The organism is Pantoea trifolii, from assembly GCF_024506435.1.
GTDB lineage: Bacteria > Pseudomonadota > Gammaproteobacteria > Enterobacterales > Enterobacteriaceae > Pantoea > Pantoea trifolii.
Genome location: NZ_JANIET010000001.1, coordinates 3,586,062 through 3,610,981 on the forward strand (window position 1 = coordinate 3,586,062; position 24,920 = coordinate 3,610,981).

A 24,920-nucleotide genomic window follows, 5' to 3' on the forward strand; every position below is an offset into this window, starting at 1 on the left:
CCTCTTTCTTCTACATCAATTCAGTTAGCTGGCGTGACGCGTCTCACGTTGACGGCGATACGCCACCAGATCTTCAATGGTGACAACCGGCATATCGTGTTGCTTAGCAAACACGATCGCTTCAGGCGCATGCGCCATGCTGCCATCATCATTGGTCAATTCGCACAGTACGCCCGCAGGTTTAAATCCTGCCAGCGTCACCAGATCGATAGTCGCTTCGGTATGTCCACCACGAGACAGAACGCCGCCTTCACGCGCGCGCAGCGGGAAGACATGGCCCGGACGGTTAAGGTCTGACGGCTTGGCGCCATCAGCGATTGCAGCGCGAATGGTAGTAATTCGATCGGCAGCAGAAACGCCGGTGGTAACACCGCTTGCGGCTTCAATCGTCACCGTAAAACCGGTGCCGTATGCACTGGTGTTGGTTTCCACCATCATTGGTAGCTCAAGCTGCTGACGGCGTTCTTCGGTGATGCAAAGGCAGACAATACCGCTGCCGTGACGGATGGTTAATGCCATCTGTTCAACGGTCATGGTTTCTGCCGGGAAGATCATGTCACCTTCGTTTTCACGATTTTCATCGTCGAGCACCATTACACCGCGGCCGTTGCGCAGCGCATCAATGGCGCGCTCTACACGCTGTTCAGGCGTGCCAAATTCAGAAAGAAGCGTCTGATTCATGGTAAAAAAACCTTATAAAATATGAGTTACCAGAACCAGGGCGTGCTTAGGAGTGCGTACAAAACACATGGCAAAAACGTGACGCGGGCAAAGCCCGGCTGATGTCGTTACCCTCTCCCATCCGGACTCTAACCGTCGGCTCCGGAATTACACCGGATCTGCTGACCTTTCACATTGCTGTGAAAGCGCTCGCGGGCTTTCAGCTATAGCTGATTTACCGCCGGTGGGGAATTTCGCCCCGCCCTGAGAATAAGCGAACAAACTATAACGCCAATCATCTGGACGGGCAATCGACAAAAGTGCAAATGCTTTTGCATTTCCTGCGTTGCGGATTTCAGGTTTAACCTTTTCGTTTCAGGTATTACACTTAATAGCTATTGAGTCCGAACACGCGCAGCTATCGGCCACCGTAACCAGGAAATAATCATGATCGACACGAAAAAAATTGAACAACTGGCTCGCCAGGTACATGAAGCTATGCCGAAAGGGATTCGTGATTTTGGCGATGATGTCGAAAAGAAAATCCGTCAGGTATTGCAGGCGCAGTTGACGCGCATGGACCTGGTTAACCGTGAAGAGTTTGATGTGCAGACGCAGGTTCTGCTGCGTACGCGTGAGAAATTAGCGGCGCTGGAGCAGCGTTTGGCGAAGTTGGAAAGTGAAAGTCCAGCAGCACCCGCGCCGGCGATCATCACGCCAGATCCTGCTGGGAAAATCGATACTCCGCAGTAAGCTCATCGGCGGGAGCATGACTCCCGCCGATTTACACTTAATGACTGCGAATCGTTTTGATGATATTGCTGGTTGAGATGCCATCTTCGAAGTTAAGCACGCGCACGTCACCGCCGTTCGCCCACACTTCTTTACTTCCCGCGATATCTTCTGGTTTGTAGTCGCCGCCTTTTACTAGCAGATCCGGCAGTACGCCAGCAATCAGACGCTGTGGCGTATCCTCTTCAAACAGTACAACCCAATCCACCGCTTCCAGCGCACCCAAAACAATCATGCGATTTTCTTGCGGATTGACCGGACGTGTTTCGCCTTTCAGACGCTTAGTCGAGGCATCACTGTTAACGGCCACAATCAGGCGATCGCCCAGCTTGCGCGCGTTCGCCAGATAAGAAACATGACCAGCGTGCAGGATGTCAAACACGCCATTGGTCATCACCACTTTCTCACCCCGCTGACGCGCCAGCGCAACAGCGGCTTTCAGCTCCGCTTCGGTCATCACACCAAATCCCGTTTCAGGACGGGCGTGAATGGCATTTTCCAGCTCAACCGTGCTGACAGTAGAAGTACCCAGCTTGCCAACGACGACGCCGGCAGCAGCATTGGCAAGGAAACAGGCTTCTTCCAGGCTGTCACCCGCCGCCAGCACCGCAGCCAGCACGCCAATTACCGTATCGCCTGCGCCGGTTACGTCATACACTTCCTGCGCCTGTGTAGGTAGATGTAGCGGTTCTTTGCCCGGTTGCAGCAGCGTCATACCGTTCTCTGAACGGGTGACCAGCAGCGCGGAGAGCTCATAATCAGCGATTAACTGCATGCCACGGCTGACAATCTCGTCCACGGTTTTGCATTTACCCACCACCGCTTCGAATTCAGACAGATTCGGCGTTAGCAGTGTCGCACCGCGATAACGTTCAAAATCAGTACCTTTGGGATCAATCAGCACCGGCACATTAGCTTCACGCGCCAGTTGAATCATGGTCTGTACGCTGTTCAGCGCGCCTTTAGCGTAATCAGACAGCACCAGCGCACCCGCTTGCGTCAGCGATTGGCGCATACGATCGTGAATCGGCTGCGGATCAATCTGCTCAAAACCCTCTTCGAAATCGAGGCGAATCAGCTGCTGATTGCGCGACAGCACGCGCAACTTAGTGATGGTTGGATGGCTTTGCACTGCCACAAAATCACAGTCGACATTAACCTTCTGCAGGGTTTCACTCAGCACGCGCGCGGCATCATCAGCGCCCGTCAAGCCAATCAGCCGTGATGCTGCACCGAGCGCAGCAATGTTCATAGCGACGTTTGCCGCGCCGCCTGGACGCTCTTCAATAGTATCCACTTTCACCACCGGCACCGGCGCTTCCGGGGAAATACGGCTGGTTGGGCCATACCAATAGCGATCTAACATGACATCGCCGACGACCAGCACAGTGGCCTTGCCAAAAGTGGGCAGTGTTACTTTCATTCAGAGACTCCAACACGGTCAAAATAATGCGCGCGATATTACCACATAAGCCATCAGGCTCACTGTTCCGCGCTGTCAGATTCGGTGCCGCTTAACCAACGCTGCCAACTGTTGTTGACCACCGCGCGCTCAGCGACAAAGGCTTCAGCTGCCACATGGCCCGGCAATTCCTGCAGCGCCAGATGGTGCAGCGCATCACGTAACGTGACGTAAGCATGCGTTAAAGCCTGCGCCTCTTCATCCGGCATAATGCCGTGACACGCCATTAACTCGAAAATGCGGACGTTATCCGACCAACGCGTCAACGCTGGCTGATGGGCCGCGTAGCCTAAGACAAGATATTGCGCGATGAATTCAATATCGGTGATACCGCCCTCATCGGTCTTAATTTCCCAGCGACCTTTGTGTTTATTGCTGAGATGCGCACGCATTTTTTCACGCATTTCACGCACTTCTTTTTGCAACGTCTCGACTTCACGCGGCAGGCAAAGAATGCCACGCCGAATCTCATCAAAGCGTTCACATAGCGCAGGTTCGCCAAACACAATACGCGCGCGCACCAGCGCCTGATGCTCCCAGGTCCACGCCTCGCTGCGCTGGTATTCGTTAAAGGCAGCAAAAGTACTGACCAGCATGCCCGCCGCGCCAGAAGGACGCAGCCGCGCATCCACTTCATACAAAATGCCGGACGACGTGCGCGTGCTAAACAGATGCATCACACGCTGCGCGAGGCGTAAATAGAACTGACGGCCATCAATGACGCGCTCGCCATCGGTTTCCGCATCATCCGGACAATCATGCAGGAACACCAAATCAAGATCAGAGCTATAACCCAGCTCCCAACCACCGAGCTTGCCGTAACCAACAACCGCAAAACCGCGTTCGTTGTCGCTGGTGAGATGCGATGGGCGACCATAACGCTGCACCATCATCTGCCAGGCTTGCTGTACCACCGATTCGATAATCGCTTCTGCCAGCCAGGTTAAGTGATCGCTCACTTTCATCACGGGTAGCGTTTCAGCAATATCGGCAGCGGCGATGCGCAGATGCTGCGCCTGTTTAAACTGACGTAATGCTTCCAGCTGCTGCTCTTCGTCATCGGTAGGAATACGCAGCAAATATTGGCGTAGTTCGTCACGATAAGCGTCGGTCGCGGTAGGTTGATACAGCGTTGCGGGATCGAGTAGCTCATCCAGCAGCAGCGGATAGCGCGCCAGCTGGCTGGCAACCATCGGTGATGCGGCGCACAGGCGAATCAGATGACGCAGCGCGCCATGATATTCGGTAAGTAATTCCAGATAAGTGCTGCGCGTCAGCACGCCCAGCAACAGCGGTGTCAGACGGTTCAGCAGCACATCGGCATCTGCGCGCTGACAGACTTCACTGAGCAGACGCGGCATCAACTGATCAAGCGCCAGACGACCGCGCGGACCAATGGTGCGGCGGCTCACATCCTGGCGGAAGTTGTTCAACGCGTTGTAAAGCGCGTGACGCTGCGCATCGTCCAGCTGCGGCACAACCGGGATGAGATCGCTCTCTTCAAGTGCGTCCTGCCACAAACCAGCAAATTCGGCCAACTGCGGCTGATCGTCGACATCCGGCGCATCGTCGCCAATCAGCTCGTCAAAGATGGCGCGCACACCGGCCATTTGCAGCTCCAGCTGCGCCATCAGAACGCTCCAGTCTGCCGCGCCCATCGCCCAGGCTAAGCGCTGGTGGTCGAGTTCGTTCTCTGGCAGCGTTTGCGTCTGCTCATCATTAATACTTTGCAGCAGGTTTTCCAGCCGACGCAGGAACAGATAGGCTTCACGCAGATGCTCGATCTGTTTTTGACTTAACAAAGCCAGCTCGCCAATGGCTTCAAGCGTAGGGAGTAAGGAACGCAGTTGTAGTGAGCGCTCACGTCCACCGCGAATCAGCTGGAAGACCTGCACAATGAATTCTGTTTCACGAATGCCGCCAGCGCCGAGCTTAATGTTGTCTTTCAAGCCACGTCGACGCACTTCGCGCGCGATCATGCCCTTCATGTTACGCAGCGATTGAATCACGCTGAAATCGATATAGCGTCGATAAACGAAAGGACGCAGCATTTGCTGCAATTCCTGGCTCCAGTGACCGTGATCGTCGCCCATCAGGCGGGCTTTGACCATCGCATAGCGTTCCCAGTCGCGGCCCTGCTCCTGATAATAATCCTCCAATGCCGCAAAGCTCAGCACCAGCGGACCGCTATCACCGAACGGGCGCAGACGCATATCCACGCGATAGACAAACCCATCCACCGTTGGCTGATCGAGCACTTTGATCAGCCGCTGCCCCATGCGCGTGAAGAATTGCGCATTGTCGATCTCACGTCGCCCACCTTGCGTAACGCCGTTTTCCGGCCAGGCAAAAATCAGATCGATATCAGAAGAGAAATTGAGTTCACAGCCGCCGAGTTTACCCATACCAAGAATCAACATCGGCTGAGCTTCACCGGCTTCATTGCATGGCGTACCGAAGTCGCGGCTGCAATCCTGCCAAACCCAGTCGCGTGCGGCAGCGATGAGAATTTCCGCCAGCGTACTGAGCTGCTGCAAACTTTGTTCGGTAGTGGCGTGTTGCAGCGCCTGCATCCAGGCGATGCGCACCAGCATGTGACGACGGAACAAACGCAGTTCGCGCATCAGGGAGGTTTCGTTATCAACGGCTTGCAGCACATCCTTCAGCCAGTTGGCATAGTGCTGCCACTCATCTGGCGCAGGCGCTTGCTGTTGCAGATGCTGCCACCATTCGGGATGCTGCTGCAGGTTATCGAGGATAAAGTCACTAAAGGTCAGCGCGCCCGCCTGTTCTGGCGTGAACGCTGAGGGTGGCAAATTAAGTCGCTCTGCCACATTAGCCAACTGCGCCTGCATTAGCGCCGGTAACGGTAACAACATCGTCTCTCCCTGATTGGATTTTTCGTTAGCGTTTGATTCCGCTATTAAGCCAGAACGGCGCTGGTTTAATCGCAAGATTCACCAGTTGCATTAAGCCGTGATTCTGTTTGACGCGAATGGCGTGCTGTAACTCCAGCCAGCCTTCCAGCCAAACATTCACCTCTTCCACCGGATAAGCACCTGCCAGCAGGTTCACTGCCAGCAGTTGGCGATTCAGGCGCGTCGCTTTATCCTGAAACTCATTGAACAGCTGTACGTCAACGAAGGTTTCACGGAGATCGGCTGAGATGCGGCTCAGCATAATATCGCTGAAGCGCTTGAACGATCCCTGCAGCTTACTTTTGCTCTTGTCGTCGAGCCAGTTTTGCCACTGCGACTCCACCAGCCAGTGAGTAAGCGCTAACTGGGCTTCAACGGAGGTCAACGAGAAACACGTGGCTTCTGCATTATTCTCTTCATCGGCCAGCAACTCTTCCTGACGGGTTAACTTCTGGCGCAGCTCGCTGCTGGCCTTGCGAGGCACCAACGCGCCAAACAGTGAGAACGCCTGACGCAGCGTTTCCAGCGCATCAATCACCGCCGCTTTGGCCTCTTTATTACCACGCAGCCACACTTCTTCATGATATTGCCAATGATTCAGTGCCGCCGTCATCGCATTGATCATGCCCTGCTCAACCGATGCCTTCGCGGCGATTTTCTGCAACGGCAAGGTACGGATTGGACGCGGTAAATTACCCTGCGCCAGCTGGTAACCGCGCGCGGCTTTGCTCAGGCTGCCGAGACGCAAGCCGCCCATCGCAATCAACGCTTCAGCGAATTTCAGCATGTCATCGCGCTGCCCACTTTTGAGCTCAAGCTCAACTTCATAAAGCGGTTCGCTAAATTCACCGGCAGCGACTTCGCCGCGGTCAAATGCCACTTCAATTTCACTGTCGCCAAATTGCACCAGCCAGGCTTCGCGCTGGAAATGGGTGCTGAACAACGGCTGCAGGCGCGATTGCAGTGCGGCGATATCGGTGTCCTGCGGCCAGATCTCAGCCGGCAGGCGCGCGATATCCAGCTGCGGCTCGGCGAGATCAACATTATATTCAGGACGCTGATGCAAGCCGCCAACCGTTTTACCGGCAGCTTTCAGTGTCATTTCATAGCATTGGTCAACGCCACGAATGCGCAGGCCCATGTCCCAACGACGCAATTGGTTGTCGTCGGTTTCATAATAGATATTGGTCAGCTCGCGCGCGGCGAAGTGCTGATGTGGCCACGCGGCAAGCTTTTCAGCCAGTTTTTCGGCGGCTTGCGGTGTAGCAATGAACTTTAATTCGATTTCGATGGTCATAATTTTTTATTCAATACGCTGCTGGCACTTACGAGTTTAATCTGGCGAAGAGTAATGCACCGGAAGCCCGCTGTCTCCGCTTTCTTGTGCTTTTACGACCCTTTTCGCACCGGATTGAGACCAGGATAGTTCTCATTCAGATTTTTGAGAAGCGTCTCCAGACTGTGCCGGTAATTTTACGCCATTAAGAAAAAACGACATCGAATGAAAAAAATCACACTTGCTGCCCTTTCTTTGCTGGCTTTCAGCGCCATCACGCCTGCTCATGCTGCTGACGAAAAGCGTTACATCTCCGATGAATTATCCACTTGGGTGCGCAGCGGTCCGGGCGATCAATATCGCCTGATCGGTAAGCTGAACGCCGGAGAGGAAGTGACCTTGCTGCAGACCAATAGCGATTCTCAATATGGTCAGATTCGTGATGCAGAAGGCAAAACCAACTGGATTCCACTGTCACAGCTGAGCGCCAATCCGAGCCTGCGTACCCGCGTGCCGCAGCTGGAGCAGCAGGTTAAAGACCTGACGGCCAAGCTGGCGAATATCGATAACAGCTGGAATCAGCGCACGTCCGAGATGCAGAACAAAGTCGCCAATAGCGACGGCACCATTGATGGCCTGAAAGCCGAGAATCAGAAGCTGAAAAATGAGCTGATTGTCGCGCAGAAGAAAGTCAGCGCCGCCAATGTGCAGCTGGATGACAAGCAGCGCACCATCATCATGCAGTGGTTTATGTATGGCGGCGGCGTGCTGGGCGTTGGTCTGCTGTTGGGTCTGTTACTGCCGCATATGGTGCCGCGTCGCAAGAAAAACGATCGCTGGATGAACTAACGCGCCACGCAGATTTGTTCTTTTATTTAAGGGGATCGTAAGATGCCCTTTTTGGCGTGCCCGATATTTAGCCAAAGTATGCAACAATAAAGTAACAAGCGTGTTCAGCACGCAATTTTTGATCTGCCTCTGGAGTGGTTGAGTGAAGACGTTTCTGGTCGGTGGCGCAGTGCGCGATGCCTTACTGCGTTTGCCGGTAAAAGATAGAGATTGGGTGGTTGTAGGCGCGACGCCAGATTCGATGCTGGCGGAAGGTTATCAGCAGGTTGGCCGGGATTTTCCGGTTTTTTTGCATCCGCGCAGCCGTGAAGAGTATGCGCTGGCGCGTACGGAACGCAAAAGCGGCAACGGTTACACCGGTTTTGTGACGCAGTTCGCGCCGGATGTCACGCTCGAGCAAGATCTGCAGCGCCGCGATCTCACCATCAATGCCATCGCCCAAAGCGACAGCGGCGAACTGATTGATCCTTATGGCGGTCAGCGTGATCTCGCCCAACGCCAGCTGCGCCATGTTTCCGCCGCCTTTAAAGAAGATCCGCTGCGTGTACTGCGCGTGGCGCGTTTCGCCGCCCGCTTTGCCCATCTTAATTTCCGTATTGCCGATGAAACTCAGGCGCTGATGCGCGAAATGGCGGTCAGCGGCGAACTGGCGCATCTCACCGCAGAACGGGTGTGGAAAGAGACGGAAAAAGCGTTGCTGACGCGCAATCCTCAAGTCTATTTCCAGGTGCTGCGTGATTGCGGCGCGCTGCAGGTGCTGTTCCCGGAAATCGATAACCTGTATGGCATTCCGGCCCCGATCAAATGGCATCCCGAGATTGATACCGGCATCCATGCGCTGATGACGCTGGCGATGTCCGCCGCGCTTTCGGACCAGCTTGATGTGCGTTTCGCTACGCTGTTCCACGATGTTGGTAAGGCGCTGACGCCACCCGAAAAATGGCCGAGCCATCATGGTCATGGCCTCGCCGGCGTGCCGATTGTTGAAGCGCTGTGTCAGCGCCTGCGCGTGCCGAATCAGGTGCGTGATTTGGCGTTAGTAGTGACCGAATTCCATGACGTGGTGCACACCATTGAGCGCCAGCCAGCTGACGCATTAATCGCGCTTTTTGATCGTATCGATGCTTGGCGTAAGCCCGATCGGGTGGAGAAGATGGCGCTGACCAGCGAAGCGGATGCGCGCGGGCGTGCGGGCCTGGAAAGTATGGCTTATCCGCAAGGCGACTATTTGCGTCAGGCGTTTGCGCTGGCGCAAGCGGTGCCAACCAAAGATGTAGTGGCAGCAGGCTTTAAAGGGGCAGAAGTGCGGGAAGAGTTGACGCGTCGGCGTGTGGCGGTGCTGCAGGCGGAATTGATTAACGCGCGGCCAGTGTAACCAGCCGCGCGGGGCAACTTACATAAAGATGGCGTAAACCACGGCCGCAACAATGAAGCGGTAGATAGCGAAAGAGACGAACGAGATACGCTTGATCAGCTCAAGGAACACCTTGATCGCCAGCAGCGCCACGACGAAGGCTGTTACGAAACCGACGGCAAACATCGGAAAATCCTGCATCGTCAGGAAGCCAAGGCTCTTGTAGAGATCCAGTCCGGTTGCGCCAATCATCATCGGCACCGCCAGAATGAACGAGAACTCCGACGCCGCATAACGGCTCACGCCCATCAGCATACCGCCAGAAATCGTCGCACCTGAGCGCGAGAAGCCCGGCCACAGCGCCAGACACTGGAAGCAACCAATCATAAACGCTTGCAGGTAAGTGATATCGTCAACGCCAACTGCTTTAGGTTGCTTTGGCTTAAAGTATTCCGCCACCAGTAGCAGCACACCGCCGACCACCAGCGCATACATCACGTTGATCGGGTTAAACAGCGTTTTGATTTGGTCGTGCAGCAGCAAACCAATCACCACCGCCGGCACCATGCCCAACAGAATATGAATCAACGTCAGTCGACCTGTACCAACACCTTCATGTTTGACCTCACCAAAGTGAATGCCGATCAAACCAAACAGGCGGCGCCAGAACATCACGACCACAGCGAGGATGGAACCGAGTTGAATCACAACTTCGAAGGTTTCAGCGGTCTGGCCTTCAAAACCCAACAGATGACCAACAATTATCATGTGGCCCGTGGAAGAGACCGGCAGGAATTCCGTGAGGCCTTCTACAACCCCCAGGATTGCAGCTACCCAAAGCTGGTGAATGTCTGCCATCAAAATATTTCCTCTATCCGTTTTAAACAGTAAAAAGGCGGTCGCAAAGGGCTACCGCCTGAAATTATGCCTACGTCACGCTGAAGGAAACCTTAAGAAATTCGGTAACTTCCTGCTCGTTAGCGCAACGGCCTCAAGTGAGACACACCATAATTTGGTTTGGTTTCATTGTGATGGCAATCACGGAAGTTTTATTTCGGAATAGTCCCGCGCTCAATACGCACGCCAACGCTGGCCGCCTGGGCTACAGCGCCCGGTTTGCCTACCTTTATACGTACTCCGGGGGTTTTGAAACGATTCATCAACAGATCGGCGATTTCTTCTGCCACCCTTTCAACCAGGGCAAAACGCTGACCTTGTAGATGATTGAGGATCACTTCGGTGACATCGGCGTAGCTCAGGCAATCGTTCACATCGTCGCTGGCCGCGGCCTGACGGTTGTCCCACGCCATTTCGACATCGAGCACCAGCTTCTGCTGCATGCCCTGTTCCCAGTCGTAAACGCCAATAGTCGTGAACACGGTAAGCTGCTCGATAAATACGATATCCATGATGTCAGTCTCTGTTTTTGGCTAAGCCGGATACCACTTCCGGCGGATTATGCGTATTATCCACGCTTATCGAGAACAAAACGACCCAAAAGGAACGGTACGACGCTATGAGTGCTATCGCGCTTGGTATGATTATTTTCGCGTATCTTTGCGGCTCGATTTCCAGTGCGATACTGGTCTGTAAACTGGCTGGTTTACCCGATCCGCGCTCGCAAGGCTCAGGCAATCCTGGCGCGACCAACGTTTTACGCATTGGTGGCAAAGCCGCCGCTGCCGCAGTGCTGATTTTCGATGTGGCAAAAGGCATGCTGCCAGTGTGGATCGCTTATCTGCTGCACGTTGCCCCGCTCTATCTTGGCCTCACGGCGATTGCCGCCTGCATGGGCCACATCTATCCGGTGTTCTTTCGTTTTCGCGGCGGTAAAGGCGTGGCGACCGCCTTTGGTGCGATTGCGCCGATTGGTTGGGATTTGACTGGATTGATGACCGGCACCTGGCTGCTGACGGTGCTGCTGAGCGGCTATTCGTCACTCGGCGCGATTGTCAGCGCGCTGATTGCACCGTTTTACGTGTGGTGGTTCAAACCGCAATTCACTTTCCCCGTTTCGATGCTTTCGTGCCTGATTCTGTTACGACACCACGACAACATCCAGCGCCTGTGGCGCGGCCAGGAAAATAAGATCTGGAAGCGGAAGAAGAAGAAATAAAAAAACCGGCGCGAGGCCGGTTTTTTCGTTTTAGATGGCGGGTAATTCTGCCAGCGGCCAACGTGGTCGCACACTCACGCCGAGTCCACCACGGGTGCCGCCTTTGAGACGCACCATGCCAGCGTAAGCAATCATCGCGCCGTTATCAGTGCAAAACTCAGGGCGTGCATAAAACACTTCGCCGCCACGCTTTTGCATCATCTCAGCCATGCGCTCCCGCAGCGTGCGGTTCGCGCTGACGCCACCCGCAATCACCAAACGTTTAAAGCCGGTTTGCTCAAGCGCACGTTTGCACTTAATCATTAAGGTATCAACCACCGCGTCTTCAAACGCACGGGCAATATCCGCGCGGGCTTGCTCTTCGCCCTGATGCTCGCGAATGGTGTTCGCCGCAAAGGTTTTCAGGCCGGAGAAGCTAAAATCCAGCCCCGGACGATCGGTCATTGGCCGTGGGAAGCGGAAACGGTTTGGCGTGCCCTGCTGCGCCATGCGCGACAGCATCGGTCCGCCCGGATAATCCAGCCCCAGCAGCTTGGCAGTTTTATCAAACGCTTCGCCTGCTGCATCGTCAATCGATTCGCCCAGTAAGGTGTATTCACCAATTCCGGTCACGCTGATCAATTGTGTATGCCCGCCGGAAACCAGCAGCGCAACAAACGGGAATTCCGGCGGATTCTCTTCCAGCATCGGCGCCAGAAGATGGCCTTCCATGTGATGTACCGGTACCGCCGGCACATTCCAGGCGAACGCCAGCGCACGACCAATGGTGGCGCCAACCAGCAACGCGCCGACCAATCCAGGCCCGGCGGTATAGGCAACGCCATCAATCTGTTGTGGCTCAAGGCCTGCTTCTTTCAATGCCGCCTGAATCAGCGGCACGGTTTTACGGACGTGGTCACGCGATGCCAGTTCCGGCACCACTCCGCCGTAATCGGCATGCAGTTTCACCTGGCTATATAGTTGATTTGCCAGCAGACCGGACGCATCGTCATAAATCGCGATGCCGGTTTCATCGCAGGACGTTTCAATACCCAGAACTCGCATAGCTTTTATCACCCTCTTCGTGCGGCGCGCAGTGTAACACAGGCAATTCTCACGCCAGAGACTTTGCCCCTGAAAAAGTGTTTTTCTGTCGCACAAAGAGTGCGCTATACTCCACGGCCTGAAAAAACCGGCAGCCGCGATGGCATATGCCCCTGTTGGTTCTAAATTATACATGGTGCTTTACAAGTCGGCCGCGGCTGGAGTAAAATGCTGCACCATTTTGAAATGTGCTGGCGCCGCAGTCAGCAGCAAAAACCGAATTTTATCGAGGTAAGAGTTACATGCCGGTAATTAAAGTACGTGAAAACGAGCCGTTCGACGTAGCACTGCGTCGCTTCAAGCGTTCATGCGAGAAAGCAGGTGTTTTGGCAGAAGTTCGTAGCCGTGAGTTCTACGAGAAGCCTACCACTGAGCGTAAGCGCGCTAAAGCATCTGCAGTTAAGCGTCATGCCAAGAAACTGGCTCGCGAAAACGCACGCCGCACTCGTCTGTACTAATTTCTTGCGGAAGCTTGCTTCCGCCGCGTGATAAACGCAGACAGAGTCAAGTAAAAGGCCGTGCTTTCCGAAAGGAAGCGCGGCTTGTTGTCGTTTATGAGCTGAAAAATCGGGGCTTATGGCTGGACGAATTCCACGCATATTTATCAACGACTTACTTGCCCGCACGGACATCGTGGATATTATCGATGCCCGCGTTAAGCTGAAAAAGCAGGGTAAGAACTATCACGCGTGCTGTCCTTTCCATAACGAGAAAACCCCCTCTTTCACCGTAAGCGGTGAGAAGCAGTTTTATTACTGCTTCGGCTGTGGCGCCAAAGGCAACGCCATCGACTTCCTGATGAATCACGATCGTCTGGAATTTGTTGAGAGCGTTGAGGAGCTGGCCACGCTTCATGGCTTAGAAGTGCCGTATGAAGCGGGCAATGGTCCTAGCCAGATGGAGCGCCATCAACGTCAAAGTCTTTATCAGTTGCTGGATGGCCTGAACGGCTTCTATCAACAGAGCCTGCGTAATCCACAAGCGCAATCTGCACAGAATTATCTCGCCACGCGTGGTCTTAGTCAGGAAGTGATCGATCACTTCGCTATCGGCTATGCGCCTGCCGGTTGGGATAATGCTCTGAAGCGCTTTGGGCAGCAGAAAGACGATCGCGAATCACTGATGGAAGCGGGCATGCTAGTCAGCAATGACTCAGGCCGCACCTACGATCGCTTCCGCGATCGCGTGATGTTCCCTATTCGCGATAAGCGTGGCCGCGTGATTGGTTTTGGTGGTCGCGTGCTGGGCAACGATACGCCGAAGTATCTGAACTCGCCTGAAACACCGATTTTCCATAAAGGCCGCCAGTTATACGGACTTTATGAAGCGCAGAAAAATCATCCGCAACCCACGCGTTTGCTGGTTGTCGAAGGTTATATGGACGTGGTGGCGCTGGCGCAATTTGGCATCGATTATGCCGTTGCATCGCTGGGCACCTCGACCACTGCTGAACACGTTCAGCTGCTTTACCGCTCAACGGATACCGTGATTTGCTGTTACGACGGCGACCGCGCCGGACGTGAAGCGGCATGGCGTACGCTCGAAACCGCATTGCCTTACATGAATGATGGCCGTCAGCTACGCTTTATGTTTTTGCCCGATGGCGAGGATCCGGACACGCTGGTACGCAAAGAGGGCAAAGAAGCCTTTGAAGCGCGAATGGAGCAGGCTACACCGCTCTCCACGTTTCTTTTCGACAGCCTGATGCCGCAAGTGGATTTGAGTACACGCGATGGCAAAACCAAGCTGGCGACACTGGCGTTACCGCTGATCAGTCAGATTCCCGGTGAAACGCTGCGCATTTATATGCGTCAAACGTTGGGTAATAAACTCGGGATTCTTGACGATAACCAGTTAGACAAGCTGATGCCGAAGCTGGCGGAAAGCGGAGTGCTGCCAACTGCCCCGCCGTTGAAGCGCACCACCATGCGCGTATTGATCGCGTTATTAGTGCAGAATCCGCAATTTGCCTCCATCGTGCCTACACTGGATGGACTGGAGCAGTCAAAAATGGCGGGTTTACCGCTATTTGTGGAGTTAGTCAGTCGTTGTACAGAGAATCCTGGCCTGACCACCGGACAGCTACTAGAGTTATATCGCGGAACAAATTTTAGCCAGCCCCTTGAAACATTGGCCACCTGGAACCACATGATAGTGGATGAAGAGGCGGAAGAAGTGTTCCAGGATTCACTGGCAAGTATTTACGATTCCGCGCTCGAACAGCGCCTTGAAGCGCTTATCGCTCGCGAGCGAACGGAAGGCTTAAGTGCCATTGAACGCCGCGAATTCTGGGCTCTAAGCCAGGCATTAGCAAAAAAATAAGATTTTAACTGGGCCAGAACCGCAAGTAGGTTAAAAACGGCATTCTGGCTTAGTGATTTCCGGATTGATAGACGCGATAAGCGAAGCCGGAAACATCAACAAATTAGGGCTGTTGGCTTTGAAGCCAGGCCCGGAAAGAACACAAGCGGCTTAAGTGCCGATTATAGATGGGCTTCAGCCCTGGCCGCGATGTAGGCAGCGGCAAAAACACAACGCCTTCACTGTTATTGTTGGCTTTCGCCGCCGACCGACACCAATCTAATTAACAGAAGTGTGGATACCGTCTTATGGAGCAAAACCCGCAGTCACAGCTTAAGCTACTTGTCACCCGTGGTAAGGAGCAAGGCTATTTGACCTATGCTGAGGTCAATGACCATCTGCCGGAAGATATCGTCGACTCCGATCAGATCGAAGACATCATCCAGATGATTAACGACATGGGTATTCAGGTTGTTGAAGAAGCGCCTGATGCTGATGATCTGATACTGAATGAAAACAGCTCCGATACTGACGAAGATGCCGCAGAAGCCGCCGCTCAGGTTTTATCCAGTGTTGAATCTGAAATTGGCCGTACCACCGACCCGGTGCGCATGTACATGCGCGAAATGGGTACCGTTGAACTGCTGACGCGCGAAGGCGAAATTGACATCGCTAAGCGCATCGAAGACGGTATCAACCAGGTCCAATGCTCTGTAGCCGAATATCCGGAAGCGATCACCTATCTGCTCGATCAGTACGATCGCGTAGAAGCGGGCGATGCTCGCCTGTCTGACTTGATCATCGGTTTCATCGATCCGAACGCAGAAGAAGATATCGCGCCGACCGCCACCAACGTCGGTTCTGAGTTATCGCAGGAAGACCGTGATGACGACGAAGAAGAAGATGAGGACGATGACGACAGCTCTGATGACGATAACTCTATCGATCCAGAACTGGCTCGCGAGAAGTTTGGCGACCTGCGTACGCAGTACGAAACCACGCGCACCGTCATCAAAGCCAAAGGCCGCAGCCATGCTGACGCCGTAGCCGAAATCCAGAATCTCTCTGAAGTGTTCAAGCAGTTCCGCCTGGTACCGAAGCAGTTCGATTACCTGGTAAACAATATGCGTGAAATGATGGAGCGCGTGCGTACGCAAGAGCGCCTGATCATGAAACTGTGTATTGAACTGTGCAAAATGCCGAAGAAAAACTTCATCACGCTGTTTACCGGCAACGAAACCAACCCAAGCTGGTTCAAAGCCGCGCTGGCCATGAACAAGCCGTGGTCTGAGAAGCTGCTGGAAGTTGAAGATGATGTGAATCGTTCGCTGTACAAACTGCAGCAGATCGAAGAAGAAACCGGCTTGACCATCGAGCAGGTGAAGGACATCAACCGCCGCATGTCTATCGGTGAAGCGAAAGCGCGTCGTGCGAAGAAAGAGATGGTTGAAGCAAACTTACGTTTGGTTATCTCTATCGCGAAGAAATACACCAACCGTGGTCTGCAGTTCCTCGATCTGATTCAGGAAGGCAACATCGGCCTGATGAAAGCCGTTGATAAGTTTGAATACCGTCGTGGTTATAAGTTCTCAACTTACGCCACATGGTGGATTCGTCAGGCTATCACCCGTTCTATCGCTGACCAGGCGCGCACCATCCGTATTCCGGTGCATATGATTGAGACCATCAACAAACTCAACCGTATTTCGCGTCAGATGCTGCAGGAAATGGGCCGCGAACCGACGCCGGAAGAGCTGGCTGAACGTATGCTGATGCCTGAAGATAAGATCCGCAAAGTGCTGAAAATCGCTAAAGAGCCAATCTCTATGGAGACGCCGATTGGTGATGATGAAGATTCGCATCTGGGCGATTTTATCGAAGACACCACGCTGGAACTGCCGCTGGATTCCGCTACCTCGGAAAGCCTGCGCTCAGCGACTCACGACGTGCTGGCTGGCCTGACCGCGCGTGAAGCGAAAGTGTTGCGTATGCGTTTCGGTATCGATATGAACACCGACCACACGCTGGAAGAGGTTGGCAAACAGTTTGACGTAACGCGTGAGCGTATTCGTCAGATTGAAGCCAAGGCGCTGCGTAAACTGCGTCACCCAAGCCGCTCAGAAGTACTGCGTAGCTTCCTCGACGATTAATCGTTGTCGAGACGAAAAAACCCCGGCTTGCCGGGGTTTTTTATTGCCTGAAGCGTCGCTCTATCGCGCGTTACTTTGCAGCCAATCATGCAGTTGGCGATAGGATGCGGCCATCTCTTCTAGCGTCGCACGATTTAACCCACTCGGATTAGGCAGCACCCACAAACGCGTTTCACCCAGTGTTAGCGGCTGCTCGCCCCACTCAACTTTGCGCTGACGAAATGCTTTCTGGAAGGCATCTTTGCCCAACACCGCCAATGCACGCGGTTGATAGTGCAAAATCTTTTGCTGCAAGCGTGAGCCACCGTCGCGTAATTCATCGCCATCCAACTCGTTAGCCTGCACCGTCGGACGCTCCACCAGCATGGTAATACCACATCCAGTTTCCAACAGCCGCTGCTCCTGCTCGGGCTTGAGTAACTCGCGCGTAAAGCCGGCCTGATATATCACTTTCCAAAAGCGATTGCCGGGATGCGCGAAGTGAAATCCAGTGTGCGCCGACGACTTGCCCGGATTGATGCCACAAAACAGCACCTGTAAATCAGGCGCAATGATGTCGCGGATATCGTGCTCGCTCATACAATCTCCAGTCCGGCGCGTTGTTTTACCGATCGACGACTGCTCGCCAGCATAGTGCGCGCTTCCTCGTCGTCCGGACAAGCACGTGCCATTGCCACCGCACCAACCATCTCAGCCAACATAGTGGTCGCCGCGTCATCCGCATGCGGATGATTAAGCTCATGTAGCGTCAACGCCAAACGCTGCCGCATCGCTTCACGCTGCTGTGAAAACAACGTACGCGCCTCGACGGGTAAATGCGCCATCTCACTCACCAGCGCAGGCATCGGACAGCCTTCACCCGGCGTGTTGCAATGCTGCTCAGATAAATAGCTATCAATCAGCTGATTAAGTCGTTCAGCGGGATCGTTAATTGAGGTGATATCCGCAAAGCGGCGCGCCGAATCAGCAAACATCTCAGCGATCACCGCTTGCACCAGATCTTCGCGGGAGGCGAAATGGGCATAAAATCCGCCGTGCGTTAAACCCACGCGCTTCATCAGCGCCGCTACGCCAATGCTTTCAGTGCCGTTCTCGCGCATCACCACCGAGGCTTCATCCAGAATGCGCTGTCGTGTACGCGCCTTATGGCTCAGCTTTTCCATCTACATTGACTCCGACATCGTTGATGGCAATCAGTGTAATTATTACAACCATCATATTCTAGCTTGACGACAAATATTATGATCGTCATATTAAATCTCGTAAATATGACAACCATCATCTTAAGGAACACACATGTCACAACAACTGGCTTTAATCACCGGCGCATCAAGCGGAATTGGCGCGACCTATGCAAAACAGCTGGCAGCACGTGGCACAAACCTGATTCTGGTGGCACGCGATGAAGCCAGGCTCAATCTGTTGGCGCAATCGCTGCGTGAAGCACATAGCGTTGAAGTCAGCGTGCTGGCTGCCGACCTCACCAACCACGATGATTTGCTAAGAGTTGATCGCGAAATCCAGCAAAACAAAGCGATTACGCTGCTGGTAAACAATGCAGGTATGACAGTTGAAGGCGAATTCATTGACGGTGATATCGCGAAAATACAAACGATGCTGACGTTAAATATCCTTGCGCTGACTCAGCTGGCCCACAGTGCTGCACAGGCATTTCTTGCACGTCGCAATGGCACGATTGTGAATATTGCTTCGGTGCTAGCGCTGGTGAGCGAATCGGCCAATGGTGCCTACAACGCCAGTAAAGCGTATGTACTTTCCCTGACCCGTAATCTGCATCGTGAATTAGCCGAAAGCGGTGTGCGTATGCAGGCTGTGTTGCCAGGCTTAACGCGCACTGAAATCTTTGAGCGCGCAGGAAAATCCATTAACGATCTTCCCGCTGAGATGCTAATGGAAGTAGACGATTTAGTCTCGTCAGCGCTGCGTGGACTCGATGCCGGCGAGCTGGTGACAATCCCATCCGTGGAAGATGTGCAGCTTTGGCAGAACTACGAAGAGGCACGCATCGCCATATTGCCCTTCATCTCGCTTAACAAGCCTGCAACGCGCTATTTGTAGTATCGACAAACTTTCGAATGAGCCTGGTCTCAAAAAAACGCTGATGATTGGGCGCTTAATAAACGATAGTGCGTGGGATAGTAGAATTTTCTTTTTTAGATCAAGGAGTCAGCTATTGCTGTAATTTTCACCATCCGAATGGTGAACTCTGGATCACCCTAACAAGATACTCTATAATCCTCGCTCCGCTGGCCCCTTAGCTCAGTGGTTAGAGCAGGCGACTCATAATCGCTTGGTCGCTGGTTCAAACCCAGCAGGGGCCACCAAATTTAGTGATGTAAATCATGTATTTAAGCCACCTTTCTGGGTGGCTTTTTTGTTGCCAATTTCGTGAGTGTCGCAAAAGTGTCGCACGATTTTTTTCAGTTGCAACAATCGCACCCATCCGTACTAAATTGCATCCATAAAAAAACCCGCTTTCGCGGGCATCATTAGTGGAATAAGTTCGGCTGATTTTCATGCTGACTATAGATCGGAACGCGGTTGATTTGTCCAGGCTCAACGATAATCCCTGCAATACTCTCGTGTGTCTTAAACGTACAACTGCAATTGATGTTTTGACACTGGTGATAACGCTCTTTGGTTTCTCTGGATATGTAGCGACTGCTTTTGGCGTGGGCGGCGGTCTGACATCTTGGGCAATGCATCATGTTGTGCTCTCCTTTTCCAATGCAATCTATTTAGACTAAATCTAATTAATTCTCAATTTATTTTTAATTATTTTCACTAAAGCTAATCAATTCGCCACATACTCAACATCCGAAAGCAACACCTCGAACTCCAGCTGCGTGGTGTAACCACCACTGCTTAGATTGTGCGTCACCTTGCTGATTAGCCACGGCTGGGCGTCGATCACTGATTTAAAGCCGCTGACTTTAACCGGCGTTTCCGGGTAAAGGTCGGCCCGCCCCATAGACAGCGTTAGCGAAAACTCTGCCACACCGCGCTGCAGTTTCTCCCACTTCGCTTTTGCCGCACTCATTGCAGTTTTCTGGCTGGAAAATACTGTCGTAAGCGTAAATACATTGTCCTGGCTACCTTCTAGGTAATTACCTTCTTTTGCTTCTGGCACTTGCTCCTTCTTTGCGGTGGTCTTCTTCGCGTCAGGATGCACCACGGTGCTCTGCTGCTGTGCTTTTGGCTTGCGCTGCAGCTTCACTTTCTTCGGCTTCGGGTCTTTGGTGTGCAGCCAGCTCGCCGACACGCCGGTGTAAGCACCGCGATCGGCAATGCTGAAACTGTGCTGGTCGCCGTCTTTGCGTGTGATGGTCATCTGCGGGATCGGCTTGCCGCTGAGGGTGACGCCATTCCCCGGCCGGATAAACAGCAGCCGCCCTGCCTTTATCGCCGCCACCGCGCCGTAAAGGGTGGCAAGGCGCGTCAAAAACTTAGCGTCGGTTTCCTGCGTCTGGTCGATGTGTGCCACCTCAATTGCGGCAAAGCCGTCGGCCAGCATGGCTTTCAGGTTATTACGTCCGGCAATCTGTTCGACGATCGCACCGAGCGAGGTGTCGTGATAGGACACCTCGCGCCGGGAATTCAGCGAGCCGCGAAAGTCGGCGCTGCGGGCGCGGATGGTCATGGTGTCCGGCGCACCGTGGTGCTCGACTTCATCCACGGTAAACGTACCTTTACCGATCAGCGACTGCCCCTTCCAGCCGAGAAACAGCGAAAGCTCAGCGCCGCGCACCGGCATTGCCAGCTTACCGTCGGCGTCGTCCAGCTCGATGTCGAGCTGGTCAGCCTCAAACCCGCGATTATCGGTGAGCGTTAGCGAAATCAGCCGGTCGCGCAGGTTGGTAGTTACGTCCTTCGAGTTTACCTTGAGCAAAAAATCCGGTGTCAGGCGTGCGCCTGCCTGTACCGGTAAGCCACTGATACCGTTCATCCGAACAGGCCTCCCGCCGATGATTTGGCGCTGTCTCTAGCCGCGGTTATTTGCCCTGGCAGATTACTCACTCCACCGATTAAACCGTCAGCCTGCTTTTTCAGGTCGCCAAACATCGAGGTGAGCGATCCATCGACGCGCATGAGGTTCAGGGTAAACATGATTTTGCTGGCCGTGCCGTTGGGGAAAAACTCGCTGTGCGTGTTCGAAATGCTCTCGATGACGTACATGCCGTAGATCATGCCGCTGCCGCCAATCAGCGGCCACGCCATACCCTGATCGGCAAGCAGGCGAACGGTCATCAGCGAAACAGCGCCGCCGGTGATCTCCGGGCGCAGCTCACCAGACAGCGTGATTTTCTCGTCACCCACGCCGATAAACTGCGCGGCCGGTCGCAGCCCAATGCGGCTGTTCGTCGGCCAGCGGTAGTCGATGTTCTGCTGCAGCTCGCCGTAAGGCAGCGTCTGGCGCATGAACGGCATCATGCCGTAAATCATCATCATCGGTTAATCCTCCCAACCCATTTTGCTGCGGTTCTGCGCCTGCCGGTTGCGCTGCTCTTTTGCCTGATGCTGCGCCATCAGCGCCAGCGCGTCGTCTTTAGTCATGCCTTCGTGCATTTTGATTTCGTACTGATAGGTGTTCTGGCTGCGATCGGTAAAGCCGCCACCGCCAGACGGTGCGGACACCGGGCGATATGGCGCGCCACCGGTTGCCAGACTGTACTGCAGACCGCCGGTATCGACGCCCGCACCGCCTGTCGCCAGCGGGTCAGGTGACGGCACTTTGTCTTTAATGCCGCTGGATTTGCTGTCGATGATGCCTAGCTTTTCCAGCACCCAATCGATGCCACTGCGAAGCTGGTCGAGCGCTTCACCCGGAATTTTCAGCGCCTCCGCCAGCATGTTGCCGAACTTTTTGCCCATCTCACCAGCAGTTGCCAGCTCTGACTGCGTGGATTTCACCGGTTCCAGCAGGCGGCCGAACCAATCCCACAGCTCGTTCAACTTGCCACCCAGCCACTCAAACGGCGGCTTGAGTGAGCTGAATGATTCGCCAATCGGCCCCATTGCGGCGGTAAAGCCTTCGGCGACACCCGACATAAAGGCGCTGATAGGCTCCCAGTATTTACGGACAAGCAGCGCACCGGCCACGATAGCCGCGCCGACGGCCAGCACCGGCAGCGTGATTGCACCGAGCGCTGTAACAATCGCGCCTCCGGCGATGCTGAATCCGACGCTCAGCATGCCCGCACCTGCGATAAGCGCGTTAATACCCAACATCACCGGCCAGATAACCAGCCCGACGCCGCCGAGTATTGCCGTCAGCCCGGCAACGGCTCCGGTAATCATCACCAGATTGGCGGTGAGTGTGGGGTTCTTGCTCACCCACGCATCGAGCTTTTCAATCCATTTGGTTGCGCTTTTGGTCACAACGCGCAGATGGTTATCCATCCCCTTAAAGATGTTAAAGCGCAGCCCCTCAAACGATCCCTTGAGCTTCGCCACGTCGCCCGACAGGTTATCGCGCAGCGTGTTACCCATGCGCTCGGCCGCACCGGTGACATCAACAAGATGGTTTTTTACACCTGCCAGCGCGCCAAGAAACGCCGGTATCTGGTCAACGGACAAATCTTCAACCGGCGTGCCGAACAGTGAAATCGCCGCGTTCGCACGCGCTGCCGGGTCTTTGATGGCTAGCAAACCTTTTGCCGTCTTCTGCATCGCCACCCGCGCTTTATCGCCACCGCTGGCAATATCGCGAGACATCTTCTTAGCATTGAGGCCAATTTCCTGATAAGCGGCAACGCTGTTTTTCGACATGTCAGAGCCGCGAATACTGAATTCCTTAATCGCGTCGCCGGTTTTGTCGAGCGCAAACTTGCCCTGCTTCGACATATCAACCAGCAGCGACATGGCCTCCGCGCCGGTGAATCCCATATTGCGGAAGTGCGTCGAATACTCGTGCAGGATTTCCGGCATCTCACCACGCATGCCCGCTGATACCCGCTGCATGCCGGTGATTATCAAATCCAGCGCCTCATCGCTGTTGGCCGCGAGCTTGTTTTTCATCATGATCGCGGCAATCTGGATGCTCTCGGCGGTGTCTGTGCCGAAGGTGGACTGCATATCCAGCGCCTTGCGGGTGATGCGGTCTAACTCCGCTTCACCCACGTTGCCCAGCGTCCCAAGCGTGCTGCGCACCGCCGACACTGCCTCGGTGATTTGCTCAAGGTCGCCGCTCACGCCCGACGCGTTGATGCGCTGGATCGCAGCCGTGTAGTCGCTGCCTTTCGCTGCCCCTTCGCCCTGCCGGGCGGCGATCAGCGCGCCGCTGTGCAGCGTCTGGATTTCTGGCGCCATCAGGCGGCTCCCTGCATAGAGTGCGGCGCTGCTACCGGCAAACGCAGCCGCACCGCCGTTACGCACCTTAGCCGACAGTTCCTGCCCGCGCCGGTGGCGCTCGCTGACGCGGTTGAGCCGTTCCTGCTGTGCGTTAAGCCGCTGCAGCTCCAGCTTTTGCCGGTTGAGGTTCTGCGTTGCCTGCGCGGCGGCCTCTTTCAGTCGTCGCTGCTCACTGCTCAGGTTGCGCGTGGAAATGCCCGCCGCAGCCAGCGCGTCGCGCTGCTGCTGCACGGAAAGGCGCAGCGAGTTCGATTTGGTCTGCAGCGCGGCCGCAGCCTGCTTTGCTTTCTCCAGCTCACGCGCCTGCTGCGAGGTCGGACGGGCAGTGTTGCGAAACGCCACGGCCAGCGCTTCGGCCTCCGCTTTGGCGCTTTTTAGCTTTTGCTGCGTAACGGCCATCTGCGCGCTGGTCTGGCGGAAACCGTCGATTTTGCCCGCCTGCACATCCAGATCCCGGATGTTGTCCTGCGTCTGGCGGATGTCGGTTGCCAGACCTTTGGTGGCATTCTGCACGGCTTTGAAGGGACGCGAGGCGCGGTCTACCGCGTTCAGCAGCACCTGCACCTTGAGGTTATTATTCATCCGGGTTTGCTCCGCTGCGGATTAAGGCTTTCTGCCGCCACTCCAGCAGCTCGGCAAGCGGCATGGTGTACATCTCGGAGGGCGGCCAGTGGAATATCGTGGCGACGTCGGCCATCAGGTCATTAACCGTCAGGCCGTTCGGCCACGCTATTCGTCCGACTTCGACTGCAAAAAACCAATCACCTTGCCGCCAAGCGAAATCAGGTCAACCGGATCGAGATTGTTGCATTCCGGCTTCGTCAGCGAAGGCGAAGTGATGCGCGGTAGCACGGTCAGCAGCGCGTCAACGTCTGACTGACACAAATCCGCCAGGCGCACGCCGCGAAGGCTTCCGGCGGTAGGCTTAATCACGTAAACCTGCTTAATCTCGGTGTCGCCACGCTTGATCGGGGTTTCCAGTTCCACGGTGTTTTCGCTCTGTTCCATTGTCGTTTTCTCTGTTCACTGTAGTCAGATAGTTACCAGCACCGTGCAGGCGCTGGCGTCGGGTTTAGACCAGGCCGATGTTTTTGCGGCGCTGCTCGAGGCGGTCAACGCCGTTGACCTTTTCCACCATGTTCACGGTGTCGATCTCAATCAGCTCCTTTCCGTTCCACGTCAGCTTGAAATACGTGTTCTTGCTGGTGATTTTGGTTTCGGTGTCTTCGCCCTGTTTGGCTTCGCCAAAGTCAAAGCTCTGGTGCTTGCCGCGCACCTCCACCTCAACCGCGATTTCTTCGCCGGTGTCGTCGCGCTGGTAAGAGCCGGTGAAGCGTAGCGGCACGGCAGACGCGCCCCACTGCGTGAGCAGCAGCTCGTCGATGCCGCCGATGCTCCATTCCAGATCGAGCGCGTCATCATCCAGACCGTTGTCGATGAAGGCCGCGCCGCTCATGCCGCCTGCGCGGTACGCATCGAGCTTGCGCGCCAGCTTCGGCAGTGTGACGGCGGTGACGATGCCCTGATAGCTGTTGGCGTCGTTGAACAGGTTCATCGCCTTGAGTTTGCGGGGTAGTGCCATTTATC

Annotated in this window: 24 protein-coding genes, 1 tRNA gene and 1 riboswitch; of the genes, 9 read left to right on the forward strand and 16 right to left on the reverse strand. The window is 54.6% G+C overall.

Annotated features, from left to right (window positions below; translation table 11 throughout):
• Positions 1 to 24 precede the first annotated feature (24 nt).
• Positions 25 to 681: a 3,4-dihydroxy-2-butanone-4-phosphate synthase gene (gene ribB, locus NQH49_RS16510; protein WP_256697471.1), complete on the reverse strand. Its 657-nt coding sequence runs from the start codon at positions 679 to 681 to the stop codon at positions 25 to 27.
• Between the two features lie 105 nt (positions 682 to 786).
• A riboswitch (FMN riboswitch) is annotated at positions 787 to 936 on the reverse strand.
• Between the two features lie 171 nt (positions 937 to 1,107).
• Between ribB and ubiK the strand changes: the two genes are divergently transcribed.
• Positions 1,108 to 1,413, forward strand: a complete 306-nt coding sequence (gene ubiK / locus NQH49_RS16515) for a ubiquinone biosynthesis accessory factor UbiK (protein WP_008103418.1) — start codon at positions 1,108 to 1,110, stop codon at positions 1,411 to 1,413.
• 37 nt (positions 1,414 to 1,450) lie between these two features.
• On the opposite strand, the gene hldE is transcribed toward ubiK, so the two are convergent.
• From hldE to NQH49_RS16530, 3 genes are read right to left on the reverse strand one after another with little or no spacing between them, the layout of a single operon-like run.
• Positions 1,451 to 2,875 (reverse strand): bifunctional D-glycero-beta-D-manno-heptose-7-phosphate kinase/D-glycero-beta-D-manno-heptose 1-phosphate adenylyltransferase HldE, encoded by a 1,425-nt coding sequence (gene hldE, locus NQH49_RS16520; protein ID WP_256697472.1) that lies wholly within the window; start codon positions 2,873 to 2,875, stop codon positions 1,451 to 1,453.
• 59 nt (positions 2,876 to 2,934) lie between these two features.
• Entirely contained in the window at positions 2,935 to 5,793 is a 2,859-nt protein-coding gene (glnE, locus tag NQH49_RS16525) for a bifunctional [glutamate--ammonia ligase]-adenylyl-L-tyrosine phosphorylase/[glutamate--ammonia-ligase] adenylyltransferase (RefSeq protein ID WP_256697473.1), read from the reverse strand.
• A gap of 25 nt (positions 5,794 to 5,818) precedes the next feature.
• Positions 5,819 to 7,129, reverse strand: coding sequence for a CYTH domain-containing protein (locus tag NQH49_RS16530; protein ID WP_256697474.1), 1,311 nt, complete (start codon positions 7,127 to 7,129; stop codon positions 5,819 to 5,821).
• A 204-nt stretch (positions 7,130 to 7,333) separates the two neighbouring features.
• On the opposite strand from NQH49_RS16530, the gene NQH49_RS16535 reads away from it, so the two are divergent.
• Positions 7,334 to 7,957 (forward strand): TIGR04211 family SH3 domain-containing protein, encoded by a 624-nt coding sequence (locus tag NQH49_RS16535; protein ID WP_097095975.1) that lies wholly within the window; start codon positions 7,334 to 7,336, stop codon positions 7,955 to 7,957.
• Between the two features lie 142 nt (positions 7,958 to 8,099).
• Entirely contained in the window at positions 8,100 to 9,332 is a 1,233-nt protein-coding gene (locus NQH49_RS16540) for a multifunctional CCA addition/repair protein (RefSeq protein ID WP_256697475.1), read from the forward strand.
• Positions 9,333 to 9,350: 18 nt separating this feature from the next.
• Here the strand turns inward: NQH49_RS16540 and bacA are convergent, their stop codons facing one another.
• Positions 9,351 to 10,169: an undecaprenyl-diphosphate phosphatase gene (gene bacA / locus NQH49_RS16545; RefSeq protein ID WP_008103429.1), complete on the reverse strand. Its 819-nt coding sequence runs from the start codon at positions 10,167 to 10,169 to the stop codon at positions 9,351 to 9,353.
• Positions 10,170 to 10,360: 191 nt separating this feature from the next.
• On the reverse strand, positions 10,361 to 10,720 hold the full coding sequence (folB, locus tag NQH49_RS16550) for a bifunctional dihydroneopterin aldolase/7,8-dihydroneopterin epimerase (RefSeq protein WP_008103431.1): 360 nt from the start codon (positions 10,718 to 10,720) through the stop codon (positions 10,361 to 10,363).
• 107 nt (positions 10,721 to 10,827) lie between these two features.
• Between folB and plsY the strand changes: the two genes are divergently transcribed.
• Positions 10,828 to 11,427 carry a glycerol-3-phosphate 1-O-acyltransferase PlsY gene (gene plsY / locus NQH49_RS16555; RefSeq protein WP_256697476.1) on the forward strand — a complete coding sequence of 200 codons (600 nt, stop codon included), beginning with the start codon at positions 10,828 to 10,830 and terminating at the stop codon, positions 11,425 to 11,427.
• A gap of 30 nt (positions 11,428 to 11,457) precedes the next feature.
• Here the strand turns inward: plsY and tsaD are convergent, their stop codons facing one another.
• Positions 11,458 to 12,471 carry a tRNA (adenosine(37)-N6)-threonylcarbamoyltransferase complex transferase subunit TsaD gene (gene tsaD / locus NQH49_RS16560; RefSeq protein WP_256697477.1) on the reverse strand — a complete coding sequence of 338 codons (1,014 nt, stop codon included), beginning with the start codon at positions 12,469 to 12,471 and terminating at the stop codon, positions 11,458 to 11,460.
• Between the two features lie 281 nt (positions 12,472 to 12,752).
• On the opposite strand from tsaD, the gene rpsU reads away from it, so the two are divergent.
• The 3 genes from rpsU (at position 12,753) to rpoD (ending at position 16,961) form a co-directional block, all read left to right on the forward strand.
• Positions 12,753 to 12,968: a 30S ribosomal protein S21 gene (gene rpsU / locus NQH49_RS16565; RefSeq protein ID WP_008103436.1), complete on the forward strand. Its 216-nt coding sequence runs from the start codon at positions 12,753 to 12,755 to the stop codon at positions 12,966 to 12,968.
• Positions 12,969 to 13,086: 118 nt separating this feature from the next.
• Entirely contained in the window at positions 13,087 to 14,832 is a 1,746-nt protein-coding gene (gene dnaG / locus NQH49_RS16570; RefSeq protein WP_008103438.1) for a DNA primase, read from the forward strand.
• A 287-nt stretch (positions 14,833 to 15,119) separates the two neighbouring features.
• Positions 15,120 to 16,961: an RNA polymerase sigma factor RpoD gene (gene rpoD / locus NQH49_RS16575; protein ID WP_008103440.1), complete on the forward strand. Its 1,842-nt coding sequence runs from the start codon at positions 15,120 to 15,122 to the stop codon at positions 16,959 to 16,961.
• 60 nt (positions 16,962 to 17,021) lie between these two features.
• Here rpoD and mug read toward each other — a convergent pair whose 3' ends face one another.
• Both mug and NQH49_RS16585 read right to left on the reverse strand, forming a co-directional pair.
• A complete protein-coding gene (gene mug, locus NQH49_RS16580) occupies positions 17,022 to 17,540 on the reverse strand; it encodes a G/U mismatch-specific DNA glycosylase (RefSeq protein ID WP_256697478.1) in 519 nt (172 codons plus the stop codon).
• Positions 17,537 to 18,124, reverse strand: coding sequence for a TetR/AcrR family transcriptional regulator (locus tag NQH49_RS16585; protein ID WP_256697479.1), 588 nt, complete (start codon positions 18,122 to 18,124; stop codon positions 17,537 to 17,539). The genes mug and NQH49_RS16585 overlap by 4 nt, the downstream gene beginning before the upstream one ends.
• A gap of 133 nt (positions 18,125 to 18,257) precedes the next feature.
• Between NQH49_RS16585 and NQH49_RS16590 the strand changes: the two genes are divergently transcribed.
• A complete protein-coding gene (locus tag NQH49_RS16590) occupies positions 18,258 to 19,040 on the forward strand; it encodes an SDR family NAD(P)-dependent oxidoreductase (protein ID WP_256697480.1) in 783 nt (260 codons plus the stop codon).
• Positions 19,041 to 19,230: 190 nt separating this feature from the next.
• A tRNA-Ile gene (locus NQH49_RS16595) sits at positions 19,231 to 19,306 on the forward strand.
• Positions 19,307 to 19,471: 165 nt separating this feature from the next.
• Here the strand turns inward: NQH49_RS16595 and NQH49_RS16600 are convergent.
• The 7 genes from NQH49_RS16600 to NQH49_RS16630 form a co-directional block, all read right to left on the reverse strand.
• Entirely contained in the window at positions 19,472 to 19,690 is a 219-nt protein-coding gene (locus tag NQH49_RS16600; protein WP_256697481.1) for an ogr/Delta-like zinc finger family protein, read from the reverse strand.
• An 86-nt stretch (positions 19,691 to 19,776) separates the two neighbouring features.
• Positions 19,777 to 20,928 carry a phage late control D family tail protein gene (locus tag NQH49_RS16605; RefSeq protein ID WP_256697482.1) on the reverse strand — a complete coding sequence of 384 codons (1,152 nt, stop codon included), beginning with the start codon at positions 20,926 to 20,928 and terminating at the stop codon, positions 19,777 to 19,779.
• On the reverse strand, positions 20,925 to 21,431 hold the full coding sequence (locus NQH49_RS16610; protein ID WP_256697483.1) for a phage tail protein: 507 nt from the start codon (positions 21,429 to 21,431) through the stop codon (positions 20,925 to 20,927). The genes NQH49_RS16605 and NQH49_RS16610 overlap by 4 nt, the downstream gene beginning before the upstream one ends.
• 3 nt (positions 21,432 to 21,434) lie before the next feature.
• Positions 21,435 to 23,915, reverse strand: coding sequence for a phage tail tape measure protein (locus NQH49_RS16615; RefSeq protein ID WP_256697485.1), 2,481 nt, complete (start codon positions 23,913 to 23,915; stop codon positions 21,435 to 21,437).
• Positions 23,908 to 24,030, reverse strand: coding sequence for a GpE family phage tail protein (locus tag NQH49_RS16620; protein WP_256697486.1), 123 nt, complete (start codon positions 24,028 to 24,030; stop codon positions 23,908 to 23,910). The genes NQH49_RS16615 and NQH49_RS16620 overlap by 8 nt, the downstream gene beginning before the upstream one ends.
• 32 nt (positions 24,031 to 24,062) lie before the next feature.
• Entirely contained in the window at positions 24,063 to 24,341 is a 279-nt protein-coding gene (locus NQH49_RS16625) for a phage tail assembly protein (RefSeq protein ID WP_256697487.1), read from the reverse strand.
• Positions 24,342 to 24,405: 64 nt separating this feature from the next.
• Entirely contained in the window at positions 24,406 to 24,915 is a 510-nt protein-coding gene (locus tag NQH49_RS16630; RefSeq protein WP_256697488.1) for a phage major tail tube protein, read from the reverse strand.
• Positions 24,916 to 24,920: the final 5 nt, after the last annotated feature.

What these genes read in the sequence shown, in the direction of transcription:
- ribB (WP_256697471.1), bottom strand. Translation starts at nt 681, where the DNA reads ATGAATCAGACGCTTCTTTCTGAATTTGGCACGCCTGAACAGCGTGTA.
- ubiK (WP_008103418.1), top strand. Translation starts at nt 1,108, where the DNA reads ATGATCGACACGAAAAAAATTGAACAACTGGCTCGCCAGGTACATGAA.
- hldE (WP_256697472.1), bottom strand. Translation starts at nt 2,875, where the DNA reads ATGAAAGTAACACTGCCCACTTTTGGCAAGGCCACTGTGCTGGTCGTC.
- glnE (WP_256697473.1), bottom strand. Translation starts at nt 5,793, where the DNA reads ATGTTGTTACCGTTACCGGCGCTAATGCAGGCGCAGTTGGCTAATGTG.
- NQH49_RS16530 (WP_256697474.1), bottom strand. Translation starts at nt 7,129, where the DNA reads ATGACCATCGAAATCGAATTAAAGTTCATTGCTACACCGCAAGCCGCC.
- NQH49_RS16535 (WP_097095975.1), top strand. Translation starts at nt 7,334, where the DNA reads ATGAAAAAAATCACACTTGCTGCCCTTTCTTTGCTGGCTTTCAGCGCC.
- bacA (WP_008103429.1), bottom strand. Translation starts at nt 10,169, where the DNA reads ATGGCAGACATTCACCAGCTTTGGGTAGCTGCAATCCTGGGGGTTGTA.
- folB (WP_008103431.1), bottom strand. Translation starts at nt 10,720, where the DNA reads ATGGATATCGTATTTATCGAGCAGCTTACCGTGTTCACGACTATTGGC.
- plsY (WP_256697476.1), top strand. Translation starts at nt 10,828, where the DNA reads ATGAGTGCTATCGCGCTTGGTATGATTATTTTCGCGTATCTTTGCGGC.
- tsaD (WP_256697477.1), bottom strand. Translation starts at nt 12,471, where the DNA reads ATGCGAGTTCTGGGTATTGAAACGTCCTGCGATGAAACCGGCATCGCG.
- rpsU (WP_008103436.1), top strand. Translation starts at nt 12,753, where the DNA reads ATGCCGGTAATTAAAGTACGTGAAAACGAGCCGTTCGACGTAGCACTG.
- dnaG (WP_008103438.1), top strand. Translation starts at nt 13,087, where the DNA reads ATGGCTGGACGAATTCCACGCATATTTATCAACGACTTACTTGCCCGC.
- rpoD (WP_008103440.1), top strand. Translation starts at nt 15,120, where the DNA reads ATGGAGCAAAACCCGCAGTCACAGCTTAAGCTACTTGTCACCCGTGGT.
- mug (WP_256697478.1), bottom strand. Translation starts at nt 17,540, where the DNA reads ATGAGCGAGCACGATATCCGCGACATCATTGCGCCTGATTTACAGGTG.
- NQH49_RS16585 (WP_256697479.1), bottom strand. Translation starts at nt 18,124, where the DNA reads ATGGAAAAGCTGAGCCATAAGGCGCGTACACGACAGCGCATTCTGGAT.
- NQH49_RS16590 (WP_256697480.1), top strand. Translation starts at nt 18,258, where the DNA reads ATGTCACAACAACTGGCTTTAATCACCGGCGCATCAAGCGGAATTGGC.
- NQH49_RS16600 (WP_256697481.1), bottom strand. Translation starts at nt 19,690, where the DNA reads ATGATGCATTGCCCAAGATGTCAGACCGCCGCCCACGCCAAAAGCAGT.
- NQH49_RS16605 (WP_256697482.1), bottom strand. Translation starts at nt 20,928, where the DNA reads ATGAACGGTATCAGTGGCTTACCGGTACAGGCAGGCGCACGCCTGACA.
- NQH49_RS16610 (WP_256697483.1), bottom strand. Translation starts at nt 21,431, where the DNA reads ATGATGATGATTTACGGCATGATGCCGTTCATGCGCCAGACGCTGCCT.
- NQH49_RS16615 (WP_256697485.1), bottom strand. Translation starts at nt 23,915, where the DNA reads ATGAATAATAACCTCAAGGTGCAGGTGCTGCTGAACGCGGTAGACCGC.
- NQH49_RS16620 (WP_256697486.1), bottom strand. Translation starts at nt 24,030, where the DNA reads ATGGCCGACGTCGCCACGATATTCCACTGGCCGCCCTCCGAGATGTAC.
- NQH49_RS16625 (WP_256697487.1), bottom strand. Translation starts at nt 24,341, where the DNA reads ATGGAACAGAGCGAAAACACCGTGGAACTGGAAACCCCGATCAAGCGT.
- NQH49_RS16630 (WP_256697488.1), bottom strand. Translation starts at nt 24,915, where the DNA reads ATGGCACTACCCCGCAAACTCAAGGCGATGAACCTGTTCAACGACGCC.